Here is a 17,325-nt window from a genome sequence, read left to right as displayed (position 1 = left end):
GCTTAGGCGCCCCATCCGGCTTGCTGGCCGCCTGCGCGGTCCTCGTTGATCTTCTTCTGGTATCCGCTGGCCTTGTAAGCGGCCATTGGGTCGGCGGGCAGGCCGCGGGATTCGCGCCACTCGGCCAGGACCGGGCGGACATCGGTGTAGAAGGCATCGTTGAAGATGCCGTTTGCCGCCAGGACGTCCCCGGCGCGCTGGGCTTCGCTGAGTGCGGCGGTGTCCACCAGCAGGGCGCGGGCCGTCATTTCCTGGACGTTCAGCACCGAGCGGATCTGGCCCGGGATCTTCTCTTCCAGGTTGTGGCACTGGTCCAACATCAGGGCGACGCCGGATTCTTTTCCGAAACCGCCGCCACGAATGACCTCGTGCATGATACGGAACAGCTGGAACGGATCCGCCGCGCCCACAATCAGGTCGTCATCGGCGTAGAAGCGGGAGTTGAAGTCGAAGGAACCCAGCTTGCCCAGGCGAAGGAGCTGCATCACGATGAACTCGATGTTGGTGCCCGGGGCGTGGTGGCCGGTGTCCAGGCAGACAAAGGCCTTCTCGCCCAGGGCAAGGGTCTGCGCGTAGGACGTGCCCCAGTCCGGAACATCGGTGTGATAGAAAGCCGGCTCGAAGAACTTGTACTCAAGGACCAGGCGCTGCTCATCGCCCAGGCCCGCGTAGATTTCCTGGAGGGACTCAGCCAGGCGGTCCTGGCGGCCGCGGATATCGTCCTGGCCCGGGTAGTTGGTGCCATCGGCGAGCCAGATCTTCAGATCGCGCGAACCCGTGGCGTGCATGATCTCGATGCACTCCAGATGGTGGTCAATCGCGCGGCGGCGGACGGACTCGTTGGACGAGGTCAGGGAGCCGAACTTGTACTCGTCATCCTGGAACGTGTTGGAGTTGATGGTGTCCAGCCCCACCCCGAGGCCCTCGGCGTACCCGCGCAGGGCAGCGTAGTCGTCAACCTTGTCCCACGGAATGTGCAGCGCCACGGTGGGGGCCAGGCCGGTGAGCTCGTGGACCTTCGCGGCGTCGGCGATCTTTTCCTGCACGGTGCGCGGCGTGCCCGGGGTGCCGAAGACCTTGAACCGGGTCCCGGAATTGCCGTAAGCCCAGGACGGCACTTCAATGGCCAGTTCTCCCAGGCGGCCCAGGGCCGATTCTGTGGTGTTCATGATTGTTCCTTCTGGTGTCCGATGGTGGTGTCTGTATGTACTGGCGTGGCCCCGTTTGTGACGTTGCCGGCGTCGGCCAGTTGGTCTTCAAGGTTGAAAACTTCTTCGATGACTTCGAAACCCTGGTCCGGAGGGAGGTTGCTGTTCGCGAACAGGGCGGCCATTTCCGCTTGCCAGCGGTTATTGACGTCCGTGAGGGCCATACGGGCCTGTGCTGCCGCGTAGTCTTCGCATTCCAGGTAACCGATCAATTGACCGTCGGGTGCCAGGAACAGCGAGTAGTTGTTCCACCCTGCGTCCTTCAAGGCCGTCAACATCTCAGGCCAGACGGCGGCGTGGCGGCGCTTGTATTCGTCCATCAGTTCCGCTTGGACGGAAGAGCGGAAACATACCCTCATGCGGTTCTCCGGGTTACTCGTCTTTGAATCGTTTCATTTGTTACGATTCAAATTACCCTCGGCAAGCAGGGGGTGTCAAGGCGTTTCCAGCGTCCTTGATTTTCGACCAGCGAGAACGGAAAGCATGTCCCAAACAGCGAGCATCAAGGACGTCGCCAACCACGCACAAGTTGCCGTGGGAACTGTCTCCAATGTGCTGAATTATCCGGACAGGGTTTCCCAAAAGACCAAAGAACGAGTCCTCAAATCCATCGCCGAACTTGGCTTCGTGCGCAACGACGCCGCCCGCCAACTCCGCGCCGGTCAAAGCCGGACCATCGGGCTTATCGTCCTCGACGTCGGAAACCCCTTCTTCTCTTCCGTGGCCCGTGCCGCCGAAGATGCCGCAACCGCGCTGGGCAGCGTGGTGCTGGTGGGCGACAGTGGCCAGGACGCTACCCGCGAAGCGCATTACATGGATCTCTTCCAGGAGCAGCGTGTCCAGGGCCTGCTCCTGTCACCTGTCGGGGACGTCGAAGCGCGGATCGATACCCTCAGGGAGCGCGGAGTCCCCACGGTCCTGGTGGATCAGCTCGCCGACACGGAACGCTGCAGCTCAGTCTCCGTGGACGACCAGGAAGGCGGCTATCTCGCGGCCCGGCACTTGCTGGACCTGGGTCGCCGTCGTCTGGCCTTCGTTGGAAGCCCCTCCATCCGCCAGGTATCCAGCAGGCTTGAGGGCGCGCAGCGTGCTGTGGCGGAAGTCCCGGAGGCGACCATGGAGGTACTCGACTCCGCGGGGCAAACTGTCCTGGCCGGCCGGCAAGTGGGAAACGCGTTGGTGGAGCGCGATCCCGCTGGCAGGCCCGAGGCCGTCTTCTGCTCCAACGATCTCCTGGCCCTCGGCGTCATGCAGTCGTTGACCATGCTCCGCACCGTCCGCATCCCGGATGACATTGCCCTGATCGGGTACGACGACATCGATTTCGCCATTTCCGCCGTCGTTCCTTTGTCCTCCATCCGACAGCCCACCGAAGCCCTGGGGCGGACAGCGATCGAGCTCCTCGCCGAAGAGCAGGAAAACGGTGGAACCAAGCATCGCGCCGTCGTGTTCACCCCTGAGCTCGTAGTGCGCCAGAGTACGGCCGGCTCGCCCAACTAGGGTTCAGCTGGCAGGATTACGACGCGCGGAGCCCGGCAAGGTAGCCCATCGGCGCCACCGCGTCGGGCTGCTTCGTCTGACGGACGATGCCGCTATGGGACGCGGCCAGCTTGTCCGCAGCACGGCCCAGGCACTGCAGGAAACTCGTGATGGAAACGCCGGCCTGCGACTTCTGCCTGAGTGCTGAGATGTGGCGCCGGGCCGTACAGCCGGAGATGCCCGTCGCCACGATCCGGTCCGTGGGTACGTGGTCCATGGCCGGAACCAGCGCTATGCCCAGCCCGGAGCGGACCATGCCGCGGAGGGCGTCGTAGTTGTTGCTGCGCACCGGAATGCGCGGTGTGAATCCGCCGCTTGCGCACAGGTGCCTGAGGCAGGCGTCGCCGGATGAGTCCTCTTTTGTCGAGACCCAAAGTTCCCGCTCAAGGTCCTGCAGGGTGATGTTCTCCGCGCCGGCCAGGCGATGGGACTCAGGGAGCAGAAGCAGCAGTTCCTCCGCAAGGAGTGGTGTTGCCGCCACGTTCGACGGCCATTGCTGGGGGACGAGGTCGTAATGGAACACCACGGCGACATCGAGCGTGGAGTCCCGGACCATGCCCGCGAGCTCGGCGGGACCGCCCTCTTCCAGGTCCACGCTGGAGTTGGGATGCCTGCGCAGGTACGAGGCCAGGCCGTCGGGGAGGAGCCGTTGGCTTGCTGTGCTGAAGCTGCCCAGGCGCATGAGGCCGTAGTCGCCCTTGCTGAAACCCTTCATGTCGTCTTCCAGGTTGCCCAGGGCGTTGATGATGTCATGTGCCCGGGCTGCCAGGAACTTTGCCGCCTCGGTGGGTCGGATGCTTTGGGCGTCACGCTCCACCAAGGGTGCCTGCACTGCGCGTTCCAAAGCCGCCACCTGCTGCGAAACGGCTGACCCGGTGTAGCCGATCTCGCGCGCGGCGTCAGCGAAGGAGCCTGTTCTGAGCACCACAGTGAGGGTGCGCAAATGGACGGGATTCAGCATGGCCGTGCTACTTCCCTGCAGGCGGCGTGAGCAGCCGCTCCACGTCCACGGCGCCGCCGGCCGCTTCGAAGTCCAGGCGGACCTGCTCCCGGAGCCGCGCGTCGGCCAGATAGTCGGCCGCAGTCAGCGCCAGCCCCACTGCGCCGTCCACGACGGCCGCATCACCGGCGGGGCTGATGGAATGCTGGCCGAACTCCACCGTGTGCATGACCGCAGTTTCGCGGGAAATGCTCACCGTGGGATGGATCGAGGGGATCCGCAGGCTCAGGTTCCCCAGGTCGGTGGACCAGCCGCCGCCCACCAGTTCGGTCTCAAGGGTGATGGCCCGGCCGCGCGCAGCCATGTGCCCGTGGTAGCGCGCGGCCAAGGCGTCATTGCTGCGGACGGGGAGGTAGGCGGGGAACGGGTCCCAGGTGGTCTCCAGCCGCGTGCCGGTCATCTGTGCTGCGCCCTCCAGGATGTCCTGCACTTTCCGCGAAATGTCCACAAGCCCGGCCGGGTCCAGGGAGCGGATTTCGACGACGGCGCCCGCCAGGTGGGGGACGACGTTCACCGCTGATCCGCCCTCCGTGATGATGCAGTGGAGGCGGTCCGTGGCGGGGATGTGTTGCCTGAGTGCTGCGATGCCTTGGTAGGCGGCCACGACGGCATCGAGGGCATTGCGGCCCATGTGCGGAGCCGACGAAGCGTGGGCCGCAACGCCATGGAAGGTGACCTCCACGTCGCGGACCGCCAGGGAGGCAAACGAGGCGACCTCGTACTCGCCGGTGAACGGGTGCAGCATCACCACCGCGTCAATGTCGTCGAAGGCGCCCGCCCGGGCCATGAGTTCCTTGCCGTTTCCGTTTTCTTCGGCAGGCGTGCCGAGGAGCACCACTGAGCCGCCGAGCTTTTCCACCTGGGCGGCAACTCCGAGGAACGCTCCGACAGCGGCAGCGCAGATGACGTTGTGTCCGCAGCCATGGCCAACGCCGGGAAGGGCATCGTATTCGGCCAGGACAGCCACTTTCGGGGATCCGGATCCCGCCTCGGCCCGAAGTGAGGTGCGGAGGCCGTATCGGCCCACCTGTACGGGATAGCCCCGATACCTGAGGAATTCGGCGGCGAAAGCGACCGAGAGGCGCTCTTCGAAGCCCACCTCTGCGATGCCGTGGATTCCGTGGCTGAGCTCGCGAAGGTCCGTGCCAAGGTCCTCGATGGTGTTGGTGATGCTTCGTGCAACGGATTCGGGGGCGCCGAGTATGCCGGTAAGCGTGAGTTTGGACGGGTACGTCTCCATGATGTCCACGTGGCGTCCTTTCAGGGGATGGGGGCCTGCTGCGGACGTCGTCGTCCACTCGGCGGCTCGTGGTTTAACTTAAGATACATCCAGATCTGCCTTAAGAATAGCTAATCGTGCAAGAATGTTTCATGACCGAAAAACCTCTTCCGGACGTGCCCCGGCTGCGCCTTCTCAACGAGGTGGCCCGGCAAGGGTCCCTGGCCGGTGCGGCACGTGTCCTGGGCATTACGTCTTCGGCCGTTTCGCAGCAGATCAGCATTCTCGAACGGGAAACCGGGGTCCAGCTCCTCGACCGTTCATCGCGGGGCGTCGGGCTGACCGGTGCCGGCGAAATCCTGGTGGAGCACGCCCGGGCCGTGGTTCGCCTTCTGGAAGCAACCCGCGCCGAAATGGACCAGCTCAGCGGCGATCTTTCGGGCAGAGTCCGCATCGGTTCCATTCCCTCCCTCGCCCGGACAGTGCTCCTGCCGGTCGCCGAGAAACTCGAGGTGACCGTTCCCGACGTCGAACTGACCGTCAACGTGGTTGAACCGGTCGACAGCATCGAGCAGTTGCTGAACGGCGCCCTGGACATCGCGATTGTCGACCTCTACGACAACGTGCCCATGGCATTTCCGGACTATCTGGTCACCAGGGAAGTGCTCAGCGAGCCGCTGGTACTGGTCACGCCGCCGGACTACGAGGTCCCGCCCAGGCTCAAGTTGTCGGACCTCAGGAATGAGGCCTGGGTGCTGACCCCGGACGCGGGAGCATGCGGCCAGGCAGTCCGCTACGCCTGCCGGAATGAGGGCTTCGAGCCCAACATCCGCTGGGTAGTGGACGATCTGCTGCTGCTGGTGGAGTCCATTTCCCGGGGCCGGGGCATCTCCCTGCTCCCTCCGCTCTCCGTGGACAGCACTGTGGCGCCCGTGGGAATCCATGCGTTCGACAAGCCGCACATCCAAAGGCGCGTCCTGACAGTGACGCGCAGCAGTGATGCCAGGCGGCCCATCGTCAAGGCTGTCCTGGACGAAATCCACAGCCTCCTGGGTGCCGCAGCCGCCTGAGCCGCGTACCGCCGTCGGGCCCTGGACGGCAGTCCAAGAATCTCTTGGGCCAGCGCCAGCAAACGTCGTTCTGCGGGCCGTCCCGACCCCTGTTTTTCGTTCCATGCTTGAAGTGATCAGTGACGATCACCACAAAGGAGAACGAAAAAATGACCACCCTCGAACGACGCTTCGCAGAGGTTCCCGGACACTGGCAGGTGCCGGGCCACTTCAAGATCAACCACAGCCACGGCATCCGCGTGGGTGACATGATTTACGTGGGCGGCCAGGAAGACCTCGACGCGGACGGAAACGTCAACAACCCCGGCGACATCGTTGCCCAGTGCAAGAACGTCATGGAGTCCCTGAAGCGGGTCATCGAAAGCCTCGGCGGCACCATGGGCGACGTCGTCCAGTTCAATACCTTCTACGCCGGCGAGCTCAGCTACGAAGAATGGCAGCGGACCTACGACATCCGTTTCAGCTACTTCCCGGCCCCCGGCCCCACGGCAACGGGCATCCTCATCGGCGAGGAACTGAACCTGCCCGGCATCCGCGTGGAGGTCAACGCCGTCGCCATTGTCGGCAGTGCCGCCACCCGCGTGGAAGCGTTCGACGACGGCACCCAGGCAACGCTCGACGTTCCGGTTGCGGGGGAGTCACCCAATGCCTGACATCAAGCCCCAACTTGGCGTCATCCTGTGCGACCTCGATTCCTACCCCGTGGACTACATCGAATGCCTCACCCCGGATGCGCCAGGCATCAGCAACAACCCCGTGGGTTTCTTCGAGAATCCCACCAGCTGGCAGGGCCTCCCCGTGGCCTACGCCGTGGCGCGCGGAGCCCGGGTTGAGCCCTTGGTTGCCGGAGAGCCGGAAGCCATCGACGCTTTTTGGGCCGCCAGCGAAAAGCTGGCCCACTGTCCGCTGGTCATCACCGACTGCGGCTTCTTCTTCTACGCCCGCAAGGACACGCGCCGGACGGCCAACGTGATCACCAGCGGCCTGGACCTGCTGCCCATCGCCTCGGTGCTCAGCAGCAAAGACATCGGTGTGCTGACTGTCTCGGAAACTCTGGCCGCCAAGTTGCTGGCCGACCACGCGTTGTCCCCACAGATTGTCATTGCCGGCATGGAAAGCGAACCGGGCTGGGCAACCATGCTGACCAACGACCACGCACTGGGCAATGGCTGGGACCAGGAGATGCTCAAGGAAGGCGTTGCGTCCGTAGTGAAGCGGGAGTTCGGGCCGGGAGGGCGCTTGGAGAACATCGGCGTGCTGGTCCTTGAATGCACCCTGCTGCCCGAATTCCGCCAGGAAATCCGCAAATACACCAGTGTGCCCATCCTCGATATTGCCTCCTTCGCGCTGAACGCCCTTGGCAAGGGTTTCGACGTCGGCGAGGCTCCGGCGCCTGTCGGCCCGGCTTTGAGCCGATGACACAAGTCAGGAACGAGTCAGTCATGCAAGAAGCCACCCGGCAGGACCCGATCGCCATATCGCTTGAGTCCGTCACCAAGCGGTATGGGGACCATACGGTGATCAACGACGTGTCACTGTCCGTGCGGGAGGGCGAGGTGATCGCCATCATCGGACCCAGCGGAGCCGGCAAGAGCACGCTGCTGCGATGCATCAACCTGCTGGAGGTTCCGGACAGCGGCAGGATCACGGTGGAAGGAAACCACGTGGACGCCGGACACCAGATCAGCCACAAGGACCTGGTCCGCCTGCGCCGCAATGTGGGCATGGTGTTCCAGTCGTTCAACCTGTTCCCGCACATGACCGTGCTGCGGAACATCTCGCTTCCACAGGAACGCGTCCTCGGCCGCAACACCAAGGACGCCGACGCGCGCTCGCTGGCACTGCTTGAGCGGGTGGGGCTCGCGGACAAAGCCCGGCAGTATCCCAGCCGGTGCTCGGGCGGACAGCAGCAGCGGATCGCCATTGCACGGGCATTGGCCCTGGACCCCCGGGTGATGCTCTTCGACGAGCCCACGTCGGCACTGGACCCCGAGGTGGGGCTCGAAGTCCTTGCCGTCATGCGTGAGCTTGCTGCCGAAGGGATGACCATGGTGGTGGTCACCCACGAGATGCAGTTCGCCAAGGATGTCTCCGACAGGGTGGTGGTCATGGCCGAAGGCGCCATCCTCGAGGAAGGCGATCCCGCCGTCGTCTTCACGGCCCCCACCATGGACCGAACGCGGAAGTTCCTCCGCGCCGTCCTGGAGCGCTGAGGTGGAGGCCTTGGCAGTGGTTTCGCAGGGCGTCACCATGACCCTCCTGCTGACCCTCTCATCATTCCTGCTGGGAGCCATCGGAGGAATTCCCTTGGCGCTTGCCCGCCGGTCCCGGATACCAGCGGTCCGGTTCATTTCCCGCGCCGTCATCGAGTTGCTGAGGGGCATCCCTCCGCTGGCGTGGTTGTTCATCATCTACTTCGGCATCGGAACCGGTGTGATCGAACTGAGCTCCTTCGCCGCTGCCGTCATAGGTTTCGGGCTGGTGGCTTCGGCCTACATGGCGGAGATCTACCGCGGCGGCCTGACCGCCATCCATGAAGGCCAGTGGGAAGCCAGTGACGCATTGGGACTCTCCCGGGGCGCGACATTGGCCACCGTTATCGGGCCGCAGGTCCTTCGCGTTTCGATCCCGGCGGCTGCCACCTTCGCCATTGGTTTGTTGAAGGACTCCTCCGTGGCATCAGTCATCGGGGTGCAGGACACCATCTACTGGGCCAGCCATGAGTCCACGGTCAGTGGTGACGCCATTGTTCCGTTCCTCTACGCGGCCGGACTGTATGTCGCCATGACCATTCCCTGCGCTTGGGCCACCCGGCAGCTGGACAGCAGGCTCCGGAAGCGGGTTGCGCGATGACATTCTTCAACGATTGGGTGGACTATTTCCCGGACCTGCTTGGCGGGCTGGGCGTCAGCCTCCAACTCACACTCGTCACTTTGCTGATCGGACTGCCCGCCGGATTGCTCCTGGCCCTGGGTGCCGGTTCCCGGAACAAAGTCCTACGGATGATCACCATCACTGTGATCGAAATAGGCCGTGGAACACCCGCCCTGGTGGTGCTGCAGTTGTTCTACTTCGGCCTTCCCAGTGCCGGCATGACGCTGACGTCCTTCGTGGCTGCATCGTTGGCGCTGGCATTCACTACGGCCGCTTACACCAGCGAGATCCTTCGCGGGGGCCTGCAGGCTGTTCCCGGCGGCGAGGTGGAAGCAGCGCATGCACTGGGAATGGCCCGGCGCGACATCCTGCGTTTTGTTGTGATTCCACAAGGAGTCAGAATCGCCATCCCGCCGCTCATGGGATTCGCGATCATGGTGTTCCAGGCAACCTCCCTGGCCTACACCATTGCCATGCCGGAATTGATGAGCCAGGCCTACTCCATCGGCTCCATCACTTTCCGCTACCTGAGCATCCTTACCCTCGCGGGCCTGATGTACGCCCTGATCACCATTCCCGCGAGTTCCCTGAGCAATTTCGTTGAGCATCGTTTGGCGCGTCACCGTTGACGCGCCGATTAGGCAAAGGAACCACCATGAAACTACGTATGATCGCGTCGGCCGTGGCCGCCGTGACGCTGGCCGCTGCTCTCAGCGGCTGTGGCGGCGGCAGCGAAGCCGCAGGATCCAAGACCGCCGCCGACTGCAAGCCGGCCTCCCAGTTCAACACCATGAAGAAGGGAACCCTGACGGTGGCCGTGTATGAGGCGCCGCCGTATGTGACTTTCAAGGGCAATGAACTCGGCGGGGTAGACGGCGATATCCTCATGGGCTTCGCCAAGAAGGAGTGCCTGGACATCGCCACGGTTTCTGCTGCCGCGGCAGCCGTCATTCCGACGGTCCAGGGCGGACGCGCCGACATCGCAACCGGTGGTTGGTGGCGTTCGGCGGCACGCGCGGAAATCCTGGCTCTGACGGACCCCATCTACACCGACCAGATGGTCCTGATTTCCAAGGATGGCCTGACAAAGGCCTCTGACCTGAAGGGCAAGAAGGTCGGCACGGTCAATGGCAATGTCTGGGTGGACGATGCCAAGAACTACCTGGGTGGCGACCTCCAGCTCTACAAGGCCCCTGTGGACCTGTTCCAGGACCTGAAGTCCGGCCGGATCGATGTTGGGATTGATGGATTCGGTGAGGCCCACAACAACAGCAATGGCCTGAAGGTCGAGGTCATGGAGCCGGACAGTGCCATCAAGGCCTCCCTCGAACCTCCCCAGACCTGCCTCCCGGTCACCAAGGACAACGCAGGACTACTGGCAGCCCTGAACGCTTATGTTGACGGGCTGCGGAAGGACGGCAGCCTGGAGAAGATCGTGGTCAACAACGGCTTCCCCGCATCTTCCATCAACACCGGGGCGGCACGGCTGATCGCCTGACCACCCAGGCAGGTCGCAGCAGATGCCGTTTTGAACGTTCAGGGCGGCATCTGTTGCCAGCCGATTGTGCCGGGCGGAGCTTGCCGTTCGTGTGACAGGCTAGCGTCATGGTCAACCACGTACGTGGCTCCGGGGCGCCGGGGCTTGAATCCGCCAGTTCGCTCGTCAGCGGTGACGTGCGCCGACATAACCTCGAACTGGTGGCTGGACACCTCGTGGAGCACGGTCCCAGTTCCCGCAGCCAGATTGCCGACGGCACGGGGTTGACGCGTGGCGCAGTGACAGCGTTGACCAGGTTGCTGGTGGAGGCCGGGACTATCCGGGAAGTTGAACCGGTCTCTGCGGGCGGAAAAGGCCGGCCGCAGACACTCCTGGAATTGGCCGCCGATGACGTAGCCCTGGTGGCCCTTCAACTGGACGCCGATGAGGCCACCGCAGTGCTTGCCTCCTTGGCCGGAGACGTCTTGTTCCGCCATTCGGAACATCACGGACGGCCCATGGGGGACCCGGAGCCTGTGTTGGACGTCTTGGCGGCAGTGCTGGAGCGTGCTGTGGCAGCGGCCGGGGGAATGGGCCGCCGCGTGGTGGATGTGACGGTGGTGGTCTTTGCACCGGTGCTTGGTAATCCGCCCATGGTCTTCGGCGATTCGGACATGGGCTGGGGCGAAGTGGATGTCCTTGATGGGCTTCGAAAGCGGGTCCCTGGATTACCGGAGAGCCTCTCCCTGCATTCGGACGCCGGATTCGCGGCCATGGCTGAATTCGATCTGCTCCCCGGCGTCAAGGACATGGTCTATCTGAAGAGCAATTCAGGAATCGGAGGGGCGGTCATTCTCGACGGCCGGCTCCTCACGGGAGCCCATAGCCTGGCGGGCGGCTTCGGACACCTTCCCATGGACCATCAAGGGGAACGCTGTGTCTGCGGGCAACGCGGTTGCCTGGTCCTGGTCGCCGGACCTGACGTTGTCCTGAAATCTGCCGGGCTGGGCGAAGAACTGGAATCCTTGGGCCTGGGCAGTGCCTTAGGGGAGCTGACCGAACGGATTGCACGCGGCGACGCGCGCGCAGTCGAGGCTTTCGACGCCGCGGCGGACTGGGTTGCCTGGGCCCTTCACGTCATCAGCCGTACCCTCGACCCCCAGACGGTGGTGCTGGGCGGATATTGGTCCGTGCTGGCTGACCGGATAGCCCGCTCCTTCGCCGAGCACGCACCGATCTCTCCTTCGCCGGACAGCTACCTGCCCACTATCCGGGCCGGGCAACTGGAGAACGAGGCGACGCTCCTCGGAGCCATCCGGGAATCGAGAAAACGGTTGCTCCGGGAGCCGCTCGAGGTGCGTTTAATTTAACCCTTGAATTATTTATGGATGCGGCGCATACTCAATCCCAAGTGATCATCGGTTTTCGATGATCCCGCCGTAACTTTCTCGATGAGGAGAGCCGTGTCCACACCCCTGCCTGAGATCAATTCCATGCCCCCGTCTGCGCAGGTTGCAGAGCCTGCGCAGGTCACCGGGTCCGCGCAGGTCACCGGCTCCGCGCAGCTCTCCCCGTTCGCTCAGATCAGCGAAGAACCTTCGCCCGCAACAGCAACAAGCCGGCCGGCCGGCAGGGGCCTGTTGCCGTCGCTGGCCATCACCTCCATGGTCCTGTTCGCCACCTACTCCGGACTCATCGCAGTGCTTCTGCCAAACCAGGTGGCCGCCATCGACGAGGCCAACAAGGTAGCCAACTTCGCCACCATTTCCACGGTCTCGTTCTTCTTCACGCTATTCGCCCAACCCGTTGTGGGGGCGCTGAGTGACCGGACACGGAGCAGGCTCGGCAGGCGGGCGCCCTGGATGCTTATTGGAGCCGCGATTGGCGCGGTGTTCCTCATGGGACTCGGCGGCCTCGAATCGATCTTCTGGATAGTGTGCTTTTGGGTGATCATCCAGGTGTCGCTGAATGCTTTGCAGGGCCCGTTCTCTGCGATTGTCCCGGACAGGTTTCCCCGGGAACGCCGGGGGATCGCCTCGTCCATGGTCGGTGTGGGCACGATGGCCGGCTCCACTGCCGGTGTGATCCTGGCAGGCAACCTCGCCGGCAATGTAGGCCTGGGCTATACGGTGTTCGGCATTGCAGTCCTCGTGGCCGCGCTGCTGTTTGTCCTGCTGCACCGCGACTTCCCCAGCAGGAACGTGACGCATCCCCCATTCCAGTGGAAGCAGTTCCTCGCAGGATTCGTCATCAGCCCCCGGCAGCACCCCGACTTCGCGTGGGCCTTCGCGGCCCGCTTCCTCTTCACCCTTGGCTACTTCGTGGTCTTCACTTTCCAGCTGTACATCCTGACGGACTACGTCGGCCTGGCGCTTGCAGAAGCCAACGCCAGCATTGGCCTGCTGAGCCTGGCCGGCCTCGGCAGCACCCTGATCTCCGTTTCGCTGGGTGGCTGGTGGAGTGACCGCATCGGCAAGCGCAAGGTGTTCGTCTACGTAGCGTCCGCATTGATGGTGCTGGGGCTGTTGATGCCGGTGATCATGCCGGACATCACCGGCATGATCGCCATGGGCGTCGTCAACGGATTCGGCTTCGGACTCTACATGGCCTGCGACACGGCCCTGATGACCGAAGTCCTCCCCGGTGGCGGTACTGCCGCCGGAAAGGATCTCGGAATTCTCAACATCGCCACCAACATCCCGCAGGCAATGAGCCCGGTCGTTGCCAGCGTGCTGATCAGTTCTTTTGGCGGATACCCCGCCCTCTTCATTTTCGGCATGGCAGCGGTGGCGATCGCCGCCGTCGTGCTTGTCCCCATCAAAAGCGTCCGATAGGAGCCCCACCGCATGACCCAGTCACTTTCCCAAGAGTTCGCAGAAGTCCCGACGACGGCAGGAGCCGTACGTGGCCGCTGGCGGGAAGGCTCCGCAGCCTTCCTCGGAATACCGTATGCCGAACCACCCATTGGCGACCTTCGTTTCGCTGAGCCCGTGCCGCACCGCCCGTGGGAGGGCGTCAGGGACGCCCTCGACTATGGAGCCACGCCGCAGCGGAAACTTCCGGACTCGGAGCTGATCATCACTCCGGAGCCCTCCATTCCCGGCGACTCCATCCTCAACCTGAACGTCTTCACCCCAAGCCCTTCCAGGAACCCGGACGATGGCCTCCCTGTGCTGGTCTGGATCCATGGTGGCGGCTTCATCGCCGGCTCGCCGGCGAGCCCCTGGTACGACGGTGTTTCGTTCAACCGGAACGGTGTGGTGACCGTCAGCATCTCCTATCGCCTGGGGTTCGACGGATTTGGCTGGATTCCGGACGCACCCAACAACAGGGGCGTTCTGGACTGGATCCTCGCCCTTGAGTGGGTCCGCGACAACATTGAAGCTTTCGGTGGGGACCCCTCCCGCGTGACGATTGCGGGTCAGTCCGCTGGAGGGGGAGCAGTGATGACCTTGCTCACGGTGTCTCGTGCCCGGGCACTGTTTGAGAGGGTCATTTCACTCTCCGGAGTCCCCACCGAGAGGACGCTGGGCCAGGCGGAGGCCGCCGGCCGCCGCCTGGCCCAGTTGGGGGCAGTCGAAGCGACGCGCGCCGGCTTGTCGGCACTTTCCGAGGAACGCGTCCTTGAACTGCAGGCTGAAGTAGCGGGGATGGGTGGGACGCCCCAAAATGCAGACCCCATCGGGTCGCTCGCTGACCTCATGCGGGACGGCCTGGTATTTGGGCCGGTGGTTGACGGCGTTCTGATCCCGGGGCCAACGGTTGAGGCCATGCGCCTGGGGAACGGTTCGGACAAGGCTCTTTTGGTGGGCTGCACTGACCATGAGTTCAACATGTCGACGGCGGGTGCCGGCCCGTTGTTGCCCAAGGAGCCGGACGCGGCCCTGCTGGAAAGATTGGGTGCCTCGCCGGAGATAGCCGAAGCCTACTTGGCAAGCCACGGGGGGCTTCCGAGCGAGGTCCTGGCGGGCCAATATGTTTCCGACAGGATTTTCCGCACGCCTACCCTGAACGTTGCCGAGGCCCGTGCCGGCTCGGCGGCACCCACGTGGGTTTACCGCTTTGCTTGGCGGTCACCGGTCACCGGGGATGCCGGCCATTGCTTCGACATCCCGTTCTTCTTTGATGTGACCTCTGCCGAACGTGTGGCCGCGATAGCCGGCGACGAACCGCCCGCGGCTTTGGCTGCGGACGTGCACGGAGCGGCGGTGGCCTTCATCCGGGATGGCCAGCCGGGGTGGACACCCTGGGACGCTGGTGACCATCAGGTGCGGGTCTTCGACGAGCCAAGCATCGACGTCGAGGACGGTTACGCGGACGTGCGGCTCCTGCAACACGTCCCCTCGGTCCGGTAGCGAAGCCGGAGTCCTTCCCGGTTGGTCGACGAAAGAGCCCGGCCCGGCACGGAGTGTTTCCGTGCGGGGCCGGGCTCGTTGCAGCTATAGCGCGTAGATGCTCCAGGACGCCGTGTGTTCGGCGCCGGGTTCAAGCCGGACCAGGTCCGTGCCGCTGTTGAAGGCATCGGGTGGACACGTCATGGGCTCCGCCGCCAGGCCCAGCCGGTTGGGCAGGGGGTCGGGCTTGTCGGCGGTATGGATCTGCAGCCACTTGCAGCTTTCGTCCCATGACATACCAACACCGGACATACCGACTCCGGTGCCCGCCGGGTCGCGCAGTGACAGCCGCGCCAGCCCGCCGTCGAACGAGAGGTCCGTGAAGGCATGATCGATCTCTGTGCTGCCGATGGCCCGGGCGGTGCGGAAATCGAAAGCGTGGCCCTCCGTGGGGGCAAGACCCACCGGCAGGAGCCTGTCAGGTGTCACCTCGAGGAACGAGTCTGCGGCGAACTCGAGCACCCATTCATCCAGTGGCGACGGACCTGCCACCAGGTACGGGTGGGGGCAGACGCCGTAGGGTGCAGCGACGTCGGCCACGTTGCGTGCGTTCACGGTGGTGCGCAGGCCCTCCCCGTCCAGCTCATATCGTGCCGAGAGTTCCAGTACGAACGGGTAGCCCTCGCTTGGTCCCACGGTGCAGGTGAGGGTGAGCGAAGCGGCGTCGGACTCCAACAGGGCCCAATCGAGCACAAAGGCGAGGCCATGCAGCGCTGTTTCCCGCTCAGGTTCGTTAACCGGCACCTGATGCTCGACGCCGTCGAAACTGTACTTGCCATCAGCGATCCTGTTGGGCCACGGCGCGGCGATGATGCCACGGTAGTCCGGGATCGGGCCGCCTTCCGGGAAGGGAACCACCAGGTCCCGGCCCTCGAACTGCAGGACACGCAATGCTGCGGCGCGGGCGGCCACAACAGCCGTGTAACCGCCGGCGGTCAGCGTGTATTCAGCGCTCACAGGCCGCCGGCCAGTTTGTAGTAGGCGGCGTTCCAGGCGAGTTCCTTCTTGAACTGCTTGATGGTGGTGTCCTCGTCAATGGTGAGAAGTTCGGTCTTTGCGATTTCGGCGAAGTCCTCGAACACGTCCAGGCCCACCTGCGTGGACAATACCGTGTGGTGCGCAGCGCCGGCAGTCAGCCACGCGGCGGCCGAGGTAGCGAAGTCGGGCTTCGGCTCCCAGAGCGCGCGGGCCACCGGAAGGTTGGGCAGCGGCTGGTCAAGGTCGACGACGTCCACCACGTTCGCGACCAAGCGGAACCGGTCGCGCATATCGGACAGCGCTACCACGACGCCGGGTCCGGCGTCGGTGTCGAAGACCATGCGGACGGGATCTTCCTTGCCGCCGATGCCCAGCGGGTGGATCTCGACGCGCGGCTTCCTGGCGGTCAGTGAAGGGCAAACCTCCAGCATGTGGGCGCCCAGGATCTTCTCCGAGCCGGGTTCCAGGTGGTAGGTGTAGTCCTCCATGAGCGAGGCGCCGCCGGGCAGCTCGCCGCCCATGACTTTGGCAGCCCGCACCAGGATGGCGGTCTTCCAGTCGCCCTCTGCGCCGAAGCCGTAGCCGTCAGCCATGAGGCGCTGGACAGCCATGCCGGGGAGCTGGCGCAGCTCGCCGAGGTCCTCGAACGAGGTGGTGAACGCTGCGGAACCGTTGGCTTCGAGGAAGCTGCGCAACCCCAGTTCGATGCGGGCGCTGTACCGCAGGGACTCGTGGCGGGCGCCGCCTGCCTTCAGCTCGTCAACCACCTCGTAAAGGCGCTCATACTCCGCAACCAGGGCGTCGACGTCGGACTCTTCAGCGCCGTGGACGGCATCGGCGAGCTCGTTGACGGACCAGGTGTTGACCGAGACGCCGAAGCGCAGCTCGGCTTCGGTCTTGTCGCCTTCGGTGACGGCGACATTGCGCATGTTGTCGCCAAAGCGGGTCAGCTTCAGCGTGCGGACAGCGGCCCAGCCCGCCGAGGCGCGCTGCCAGGCGCCCACCTGACGGGCGACCTCGGGGTTGCTGACATGCCCGACGACGGTCTTCCGCGGCACGCCGAGGCGCGACTGGATGTACCCGAACTCGCGGTCGCCGTGGGCTGCCTGGTTGAGGTTCATGAAGTCGAAATCGATGTCCGCCCAGGGGAGGTCGCGGTTGGCCTGGGTGTGCAGGTGCAGCAACGGCTTGCGGAGCGCGTCCAGGCCCTGGATCCACATCTTGGCAGGGCTGAAGGTGTGCATCCAGGCGGTCACGCCGATCACGGAGTCATTCGAGTTTGCTTCCAGTGCGGTGCGGCGAATGGCGTCGCTGTCCGTGAGGACCGGCTTCCAGACGAGCTTCACGGGGACATCGCCGGCAGCGTTCAGGACGTTGGCAATCTCCTGTGACTGCGCGGCGACCTGCTTGAGGACGTCCTCACCGTAGAGGTGCTGGCTGCCGGTGAGGAACCAGACTTCGTACCGGTCAAGCGATGTGGAGTTGGCGGAGGCGTTGTTGGCGGTGGGCATTTTCGTGGACTCCTGGGTGGCTTTGACGTAAGCGTGGGCTTGTTGGCTGGGCCGC

At 64.3% G+C, this 17,325-nt stretch carries 17 protein-coding genes; 11 read left to right on the top strand and 6 right to left on the bottom strand.

Going from position 1 to position 17,325, the window contains the following annotated elements; all coding sequences use genetic code 11:
* Window positions 1-2: 2 nt before the first annotated feature.
* Both rhaI and ACNAOU_RS19835 read right to left on the bottom strand, forming a co-directional pair.
* On the bottom strand, window positions 3-1,169 hold the full coding sequence (rhaI, locus tag ACNAOU_RS19840; RefSeq protein WP_422757572.1) for an L-rhamnose isomerase: 1,167 nt from the start codon (window positions 1,167-1,169) through the stop codon (window positions 3-5).
* A complete protein-coding gene (locus tag ACNAOU_RS19835) occupies window positions 1,166-1,567 on the bottom strand; it encodes an L-rhamnose mutarotase (RefSeq protein WP_210077536.1) in 402 nt (133 codons plus the stop codon). The genes rhaI and ACNAOU_RS19835 overlap by 4 nt, the downstream gene beginning before the upstream one ends.
* Window positions 1,568-1,691: 124 nt before the next feature.
* Between ACNAOU_RS19835 and ACNAOU_RS19830 the strand changes: the two genes are divergently transcribed.
* The gene (locus ACNAOU_RS19830; protein ID WP_018778136.1) at window positions 1,692-2,708 is read left to right on the top strand and encodes a LacI family DNA-binding transcriptional regulator; all 1,017 of its coding nucleotides are present in this window, start codon (window positions 1,692-1,694) and stop codon (window positions 2,706-2,708) included.
* A 16-nt stretch (window positions 2,709-2,724) separates the two neighbouring features.
* Here the strand turns inward: ACNAOU_RS19830 and ACNAOU_RS19825 are convergent, their stop codons facing one another.
* A complete protein-coding gene (locus tag ACNAOU_RS19825; protein WP_275776568.1) occupies window positions 2,725-3,708 on the bottom strand; it encodes a LysR family transcriptional regulator in 984 nt (327 codons plus the stop codon).
* Between the two features lie 7 nt (window positions 3,709-3,715).
* On the bottom strand, window positions 3,716-4,987 hold the full coding sequence (locus ACNAOU_RS19820; protein ID WP_079581968.1) for an amidohydrolase: 1,272 nt from the start codon (window positions 4,985-4,987) through the stop codon (window positions 3,716-3,718).
* 131 nt (window positions 4,988-5,118) lie between these two features.
* Here ACNAOU_RS19820 and ACNAOU_RS19815 point away from each other — a divergent pair, with 131 nt between their 5' ends.
* From ACNAOU_RS19815 to ACNAOU_RS19770, 10 genes are all read left to right on the top strand, one after another.
* A complete protein-coding gene (locus tag ACNAOU_RS19815; protein WP_039243135.1) occupies window positions 5,119-6,036 on the top strand; it encodes a LysR family transcriptional regulator in 918 nt (305 codons plus the stop codon).
* Window positions 6,037-6,185: 149 nt separating this feature from the next.
* The gene (locus ACNAOU_RS19810) at window positions 6,186-6,689 is read left to right on the top strand and encodes a RidA family protein (RefSeq protein WP_144027654.1); all 504 of its coding nucleotides are present in this window, start codon (window positions 6,186-6,188) and stop codon (window positions 6,687-6,689) included.
* Complete coding sequence (locus ACNAOU_RS19805) at window positions 6,682-7,455, top strand: hypothetical protein (RefSeq protein ID WP_416429637.1); 774 nt, start codon at window positions 6,682-6,684, stop codon at window positions 7,453-7,455. Before ACNAOU_RS19810 ends, ACNAOU_RS19805 begins: the two co-directional genes overlap by 8 nt.
* Window positions 7,456-7,478: 23 nt before the next feature.
* The gene (locus ACNAOU_RS19800) at window positions 7,479-8,249 is read left to right on the top strand and encodes an amino acid ABC transporter ATP-binding protein (protein WP_018778142.1); all 771 of its coding nucleotides are present in this window, start codon (window positions 7,479-7,481) and stop codon (window positions 8,247-8,249) included.
* Window positions 8,250-8,265: 16 nt separating this feature from the next.
* On the top strand, window positions 8,266-8,889 hold the full coding sequence (locus tag ACNAOU_RS19795) for an amino acid ABC transporter permease (RefSeq protein WP_156524760.1): 624 nt from the start codon (window positions 8,266-8,268) through the stop codon (window positions 8,887-8,889).
* Window positions 8,886-9,539: an amino acid ABC transporter permease gene (locus ACNAOU_RS19790; RefSeq protein WP_039243131.1), complete on the top strand. Its 654-nt coding sequence runs from the start codon at window positions 8,886-8,888 to the stop codon at window positions 9,537-9,539. The genes ACNAOU_RS19795 and ACNAOU_RS19790 overlap by 4 nt, the downstream gene beginning before the upstream one ends.
* A gap of 26 nt (window positions 9,540-9,565) precedes the next feature.
* Complete coding sequence (locus ACNAOU_RS19785) at window positions 9,566-10,408, top strand: substrate-binding periplasmic protein (RefSeq protein WP_082499733.1); 843 nt, start codon at window positions 9,566-9,568, stop codon at window positions 10,406-10,408.
* A 107-nt stretch (window positions 10,409-10,515) separates the two neighbouring features.
* Window positions 10,516-11,757, top strand: a complete 1,242-nt coding sequence (locus ACNAOU_RS19780) for an ROK family protein (protein ID WP_275776558.1) — start codon at window positions 10,516-10,518, stop codon at window positions 11,755-11,757.
* A gap of 93 nt (window positions 11,758-11,850) precedes the next feature.
* Window positions 11,851-13,221, top strand: a complete 1,371-nt coding sequence (locus ACNAOU_RS19775) for an MFS transporter (protein WP_422757569.1) — start codon at window positions 11,851-11,853, stop codon at window positions 13,219-13,221.
* A 12-nt stretch (window positions 13,222-13,233) separates the two neighbouring features.
* Window positions 13,234-14,742, top strand: a complete 1,509-nt coding sequence (locus ACNAOU_RS19770; protein ID WP_422757568.1) for a carboxylesterase/lipase family protein — start codon at window positions 13,234-13,236, stop codon at window positions 14,740-14,742.
* A gap of 84 nt (window positions 14,743-14,826) precedes the next feature.
* Here the strand turns inward: ACNAOU_RS19770 and ACNAOU_RS19765 are convergent, their stop codons facing one another.
* Both ACNAOU_RS19765 and araA read right to left on the bottom strand, forming a co-directional pair.
* Window positions 14,827-15,738, bottom strand: coding sequence for an aldose 1-epimerase family protein (locus ACNAOU_RS19765; RefSeq protein ID WP_422757567.1), 912 nt, complete (start codon window positions 15,736-15,738; stop codon window positions 14,827-14,829).
* Complete coding sequence (araA, locus tag ACNAOU_RS19760; RefSeq protein ID WP_039243124.1) at window positions 15,735-17,270, bottom strand: L-arabinose isomerase; 1,536 nt, start codon at window positions 17,268-17,270, stop codon at window positions 15,735-15,737. Before araA ends, ACNAOU_RS19765 begins: the two co-directional genes overlap by 4 nt.
* Window positions 17,271-17,325: the final 55 nt, after the last annotated feature.

Source organism: Paenarthrobacter sp. C1, from assembly GCF_049315185.1.
GTDB classification, from domain to species: Bacteria; Actinomycetota; Actinomycetes; order Actinomycetales; family Micrococcaceae; genus Arthrobacter; species Arthrobacter nicotinovorans.
The sequence above is the reverse complement of the archived record's forward strand: the minus strand, read 5'-3'. Positions and strand labels throughout refer to the sequence as shown.

Coding starts and splice junctions, on each gene's coding strand:
- rhaI (WP_422757572.1), bottom strand. CDS start 1,169: ATGAACACCACAGAATCGGCCCTGGGCCGCCTGGGAGAACTGGCCATT.
- ACNAOU_RS19835 (WP_210077536.1), bottom strand. CDS start 1,567: ATGAGGGTATGTTTCCGCTCTTCCGTCCAAGCGGAACTGATGGACGAA.
- ACNAOU_RS19830 (WP_018778136.1), top strand. CDS start 1,692: ATGTCCCAAACAGCGAGCATCAAGGACGTCGCCAACCACGCACAAGTT.
- ACNAOU_RS19825 (WP_275776568.1), bottom strand. CDS start 3,708: ATGCTGAATCCCGTCCATTTGCGCACCCTCACTGTGGTGCTCAGAACA.
- ACNAOU_RS19820 (WP_079581968.1), bottom strand. CDS start 4,987: ATGGAGACGTACCCGTCCAAACTCACGCTTACCGGCATACTCGGCGCC.
- ACNAOU_RS19815 (WP_039243135.1), top strand. CDS start 5,119: ATGACCGAAAAACCTCTTCCGGACGTGCCCCGGCTGCGCCTTCTCAAC.
- ACNAOU_RS19810 (WP_144027654.1), top strand. CDS start 6,186: ATGACCACCCTCGAACGACGCTTCGCAGAGGTTCCCGGACACTGGCAG.
- ACNAOU_RS19805 (WP_416429637.1), top strand. CDS start 6,682: ATGCCTGACATCAAGCCCCAACTTGGCGTCATCCTGTGCGACCTCGAT.
- ACNAOU_RS19800 (WP_018778142.1), top strand. CDS start 7,479: ATGCAAGAAGCCACCCGGCAGGACCCGATCGCCATATCGCTTGAGTCC.
- ACNAOU_RS19790 (WP_039243131.1), top strand. CDS start 8,886: ATGACATTCTTCAACGATTGGGTGGACTATTTCCCGGACCTGCTTGGC.
- ACNAOU_RS19785 (WP_082499733.1), top strand. CDS start 9,566: ATGAAACTACGTATGATCGCGTCGGCCGTGGCCGCCGTGACGCTGGCC.
- ACNAOU_RS19780 (WP_275776558.1), top strand. CDS start 10,516: ATGGTCAACCACGTACGTGGCTCCGGGGCGCCGGGGCTTGAATCCGCC.
- ACNAOU_RS19770 (WP_422757568.1), top strand. CDS start 13,234: ATGACCCAGTCACTTTCCCAAGAGTTCGCAGAAGTCCCGACGACGGCA.
- araA (WP_039243124.1), bottom strand. CDS start 17,270: ATGCCCACCGCCAACAACGCCTCCGCCAACTCCACATCGCTTGACCGG.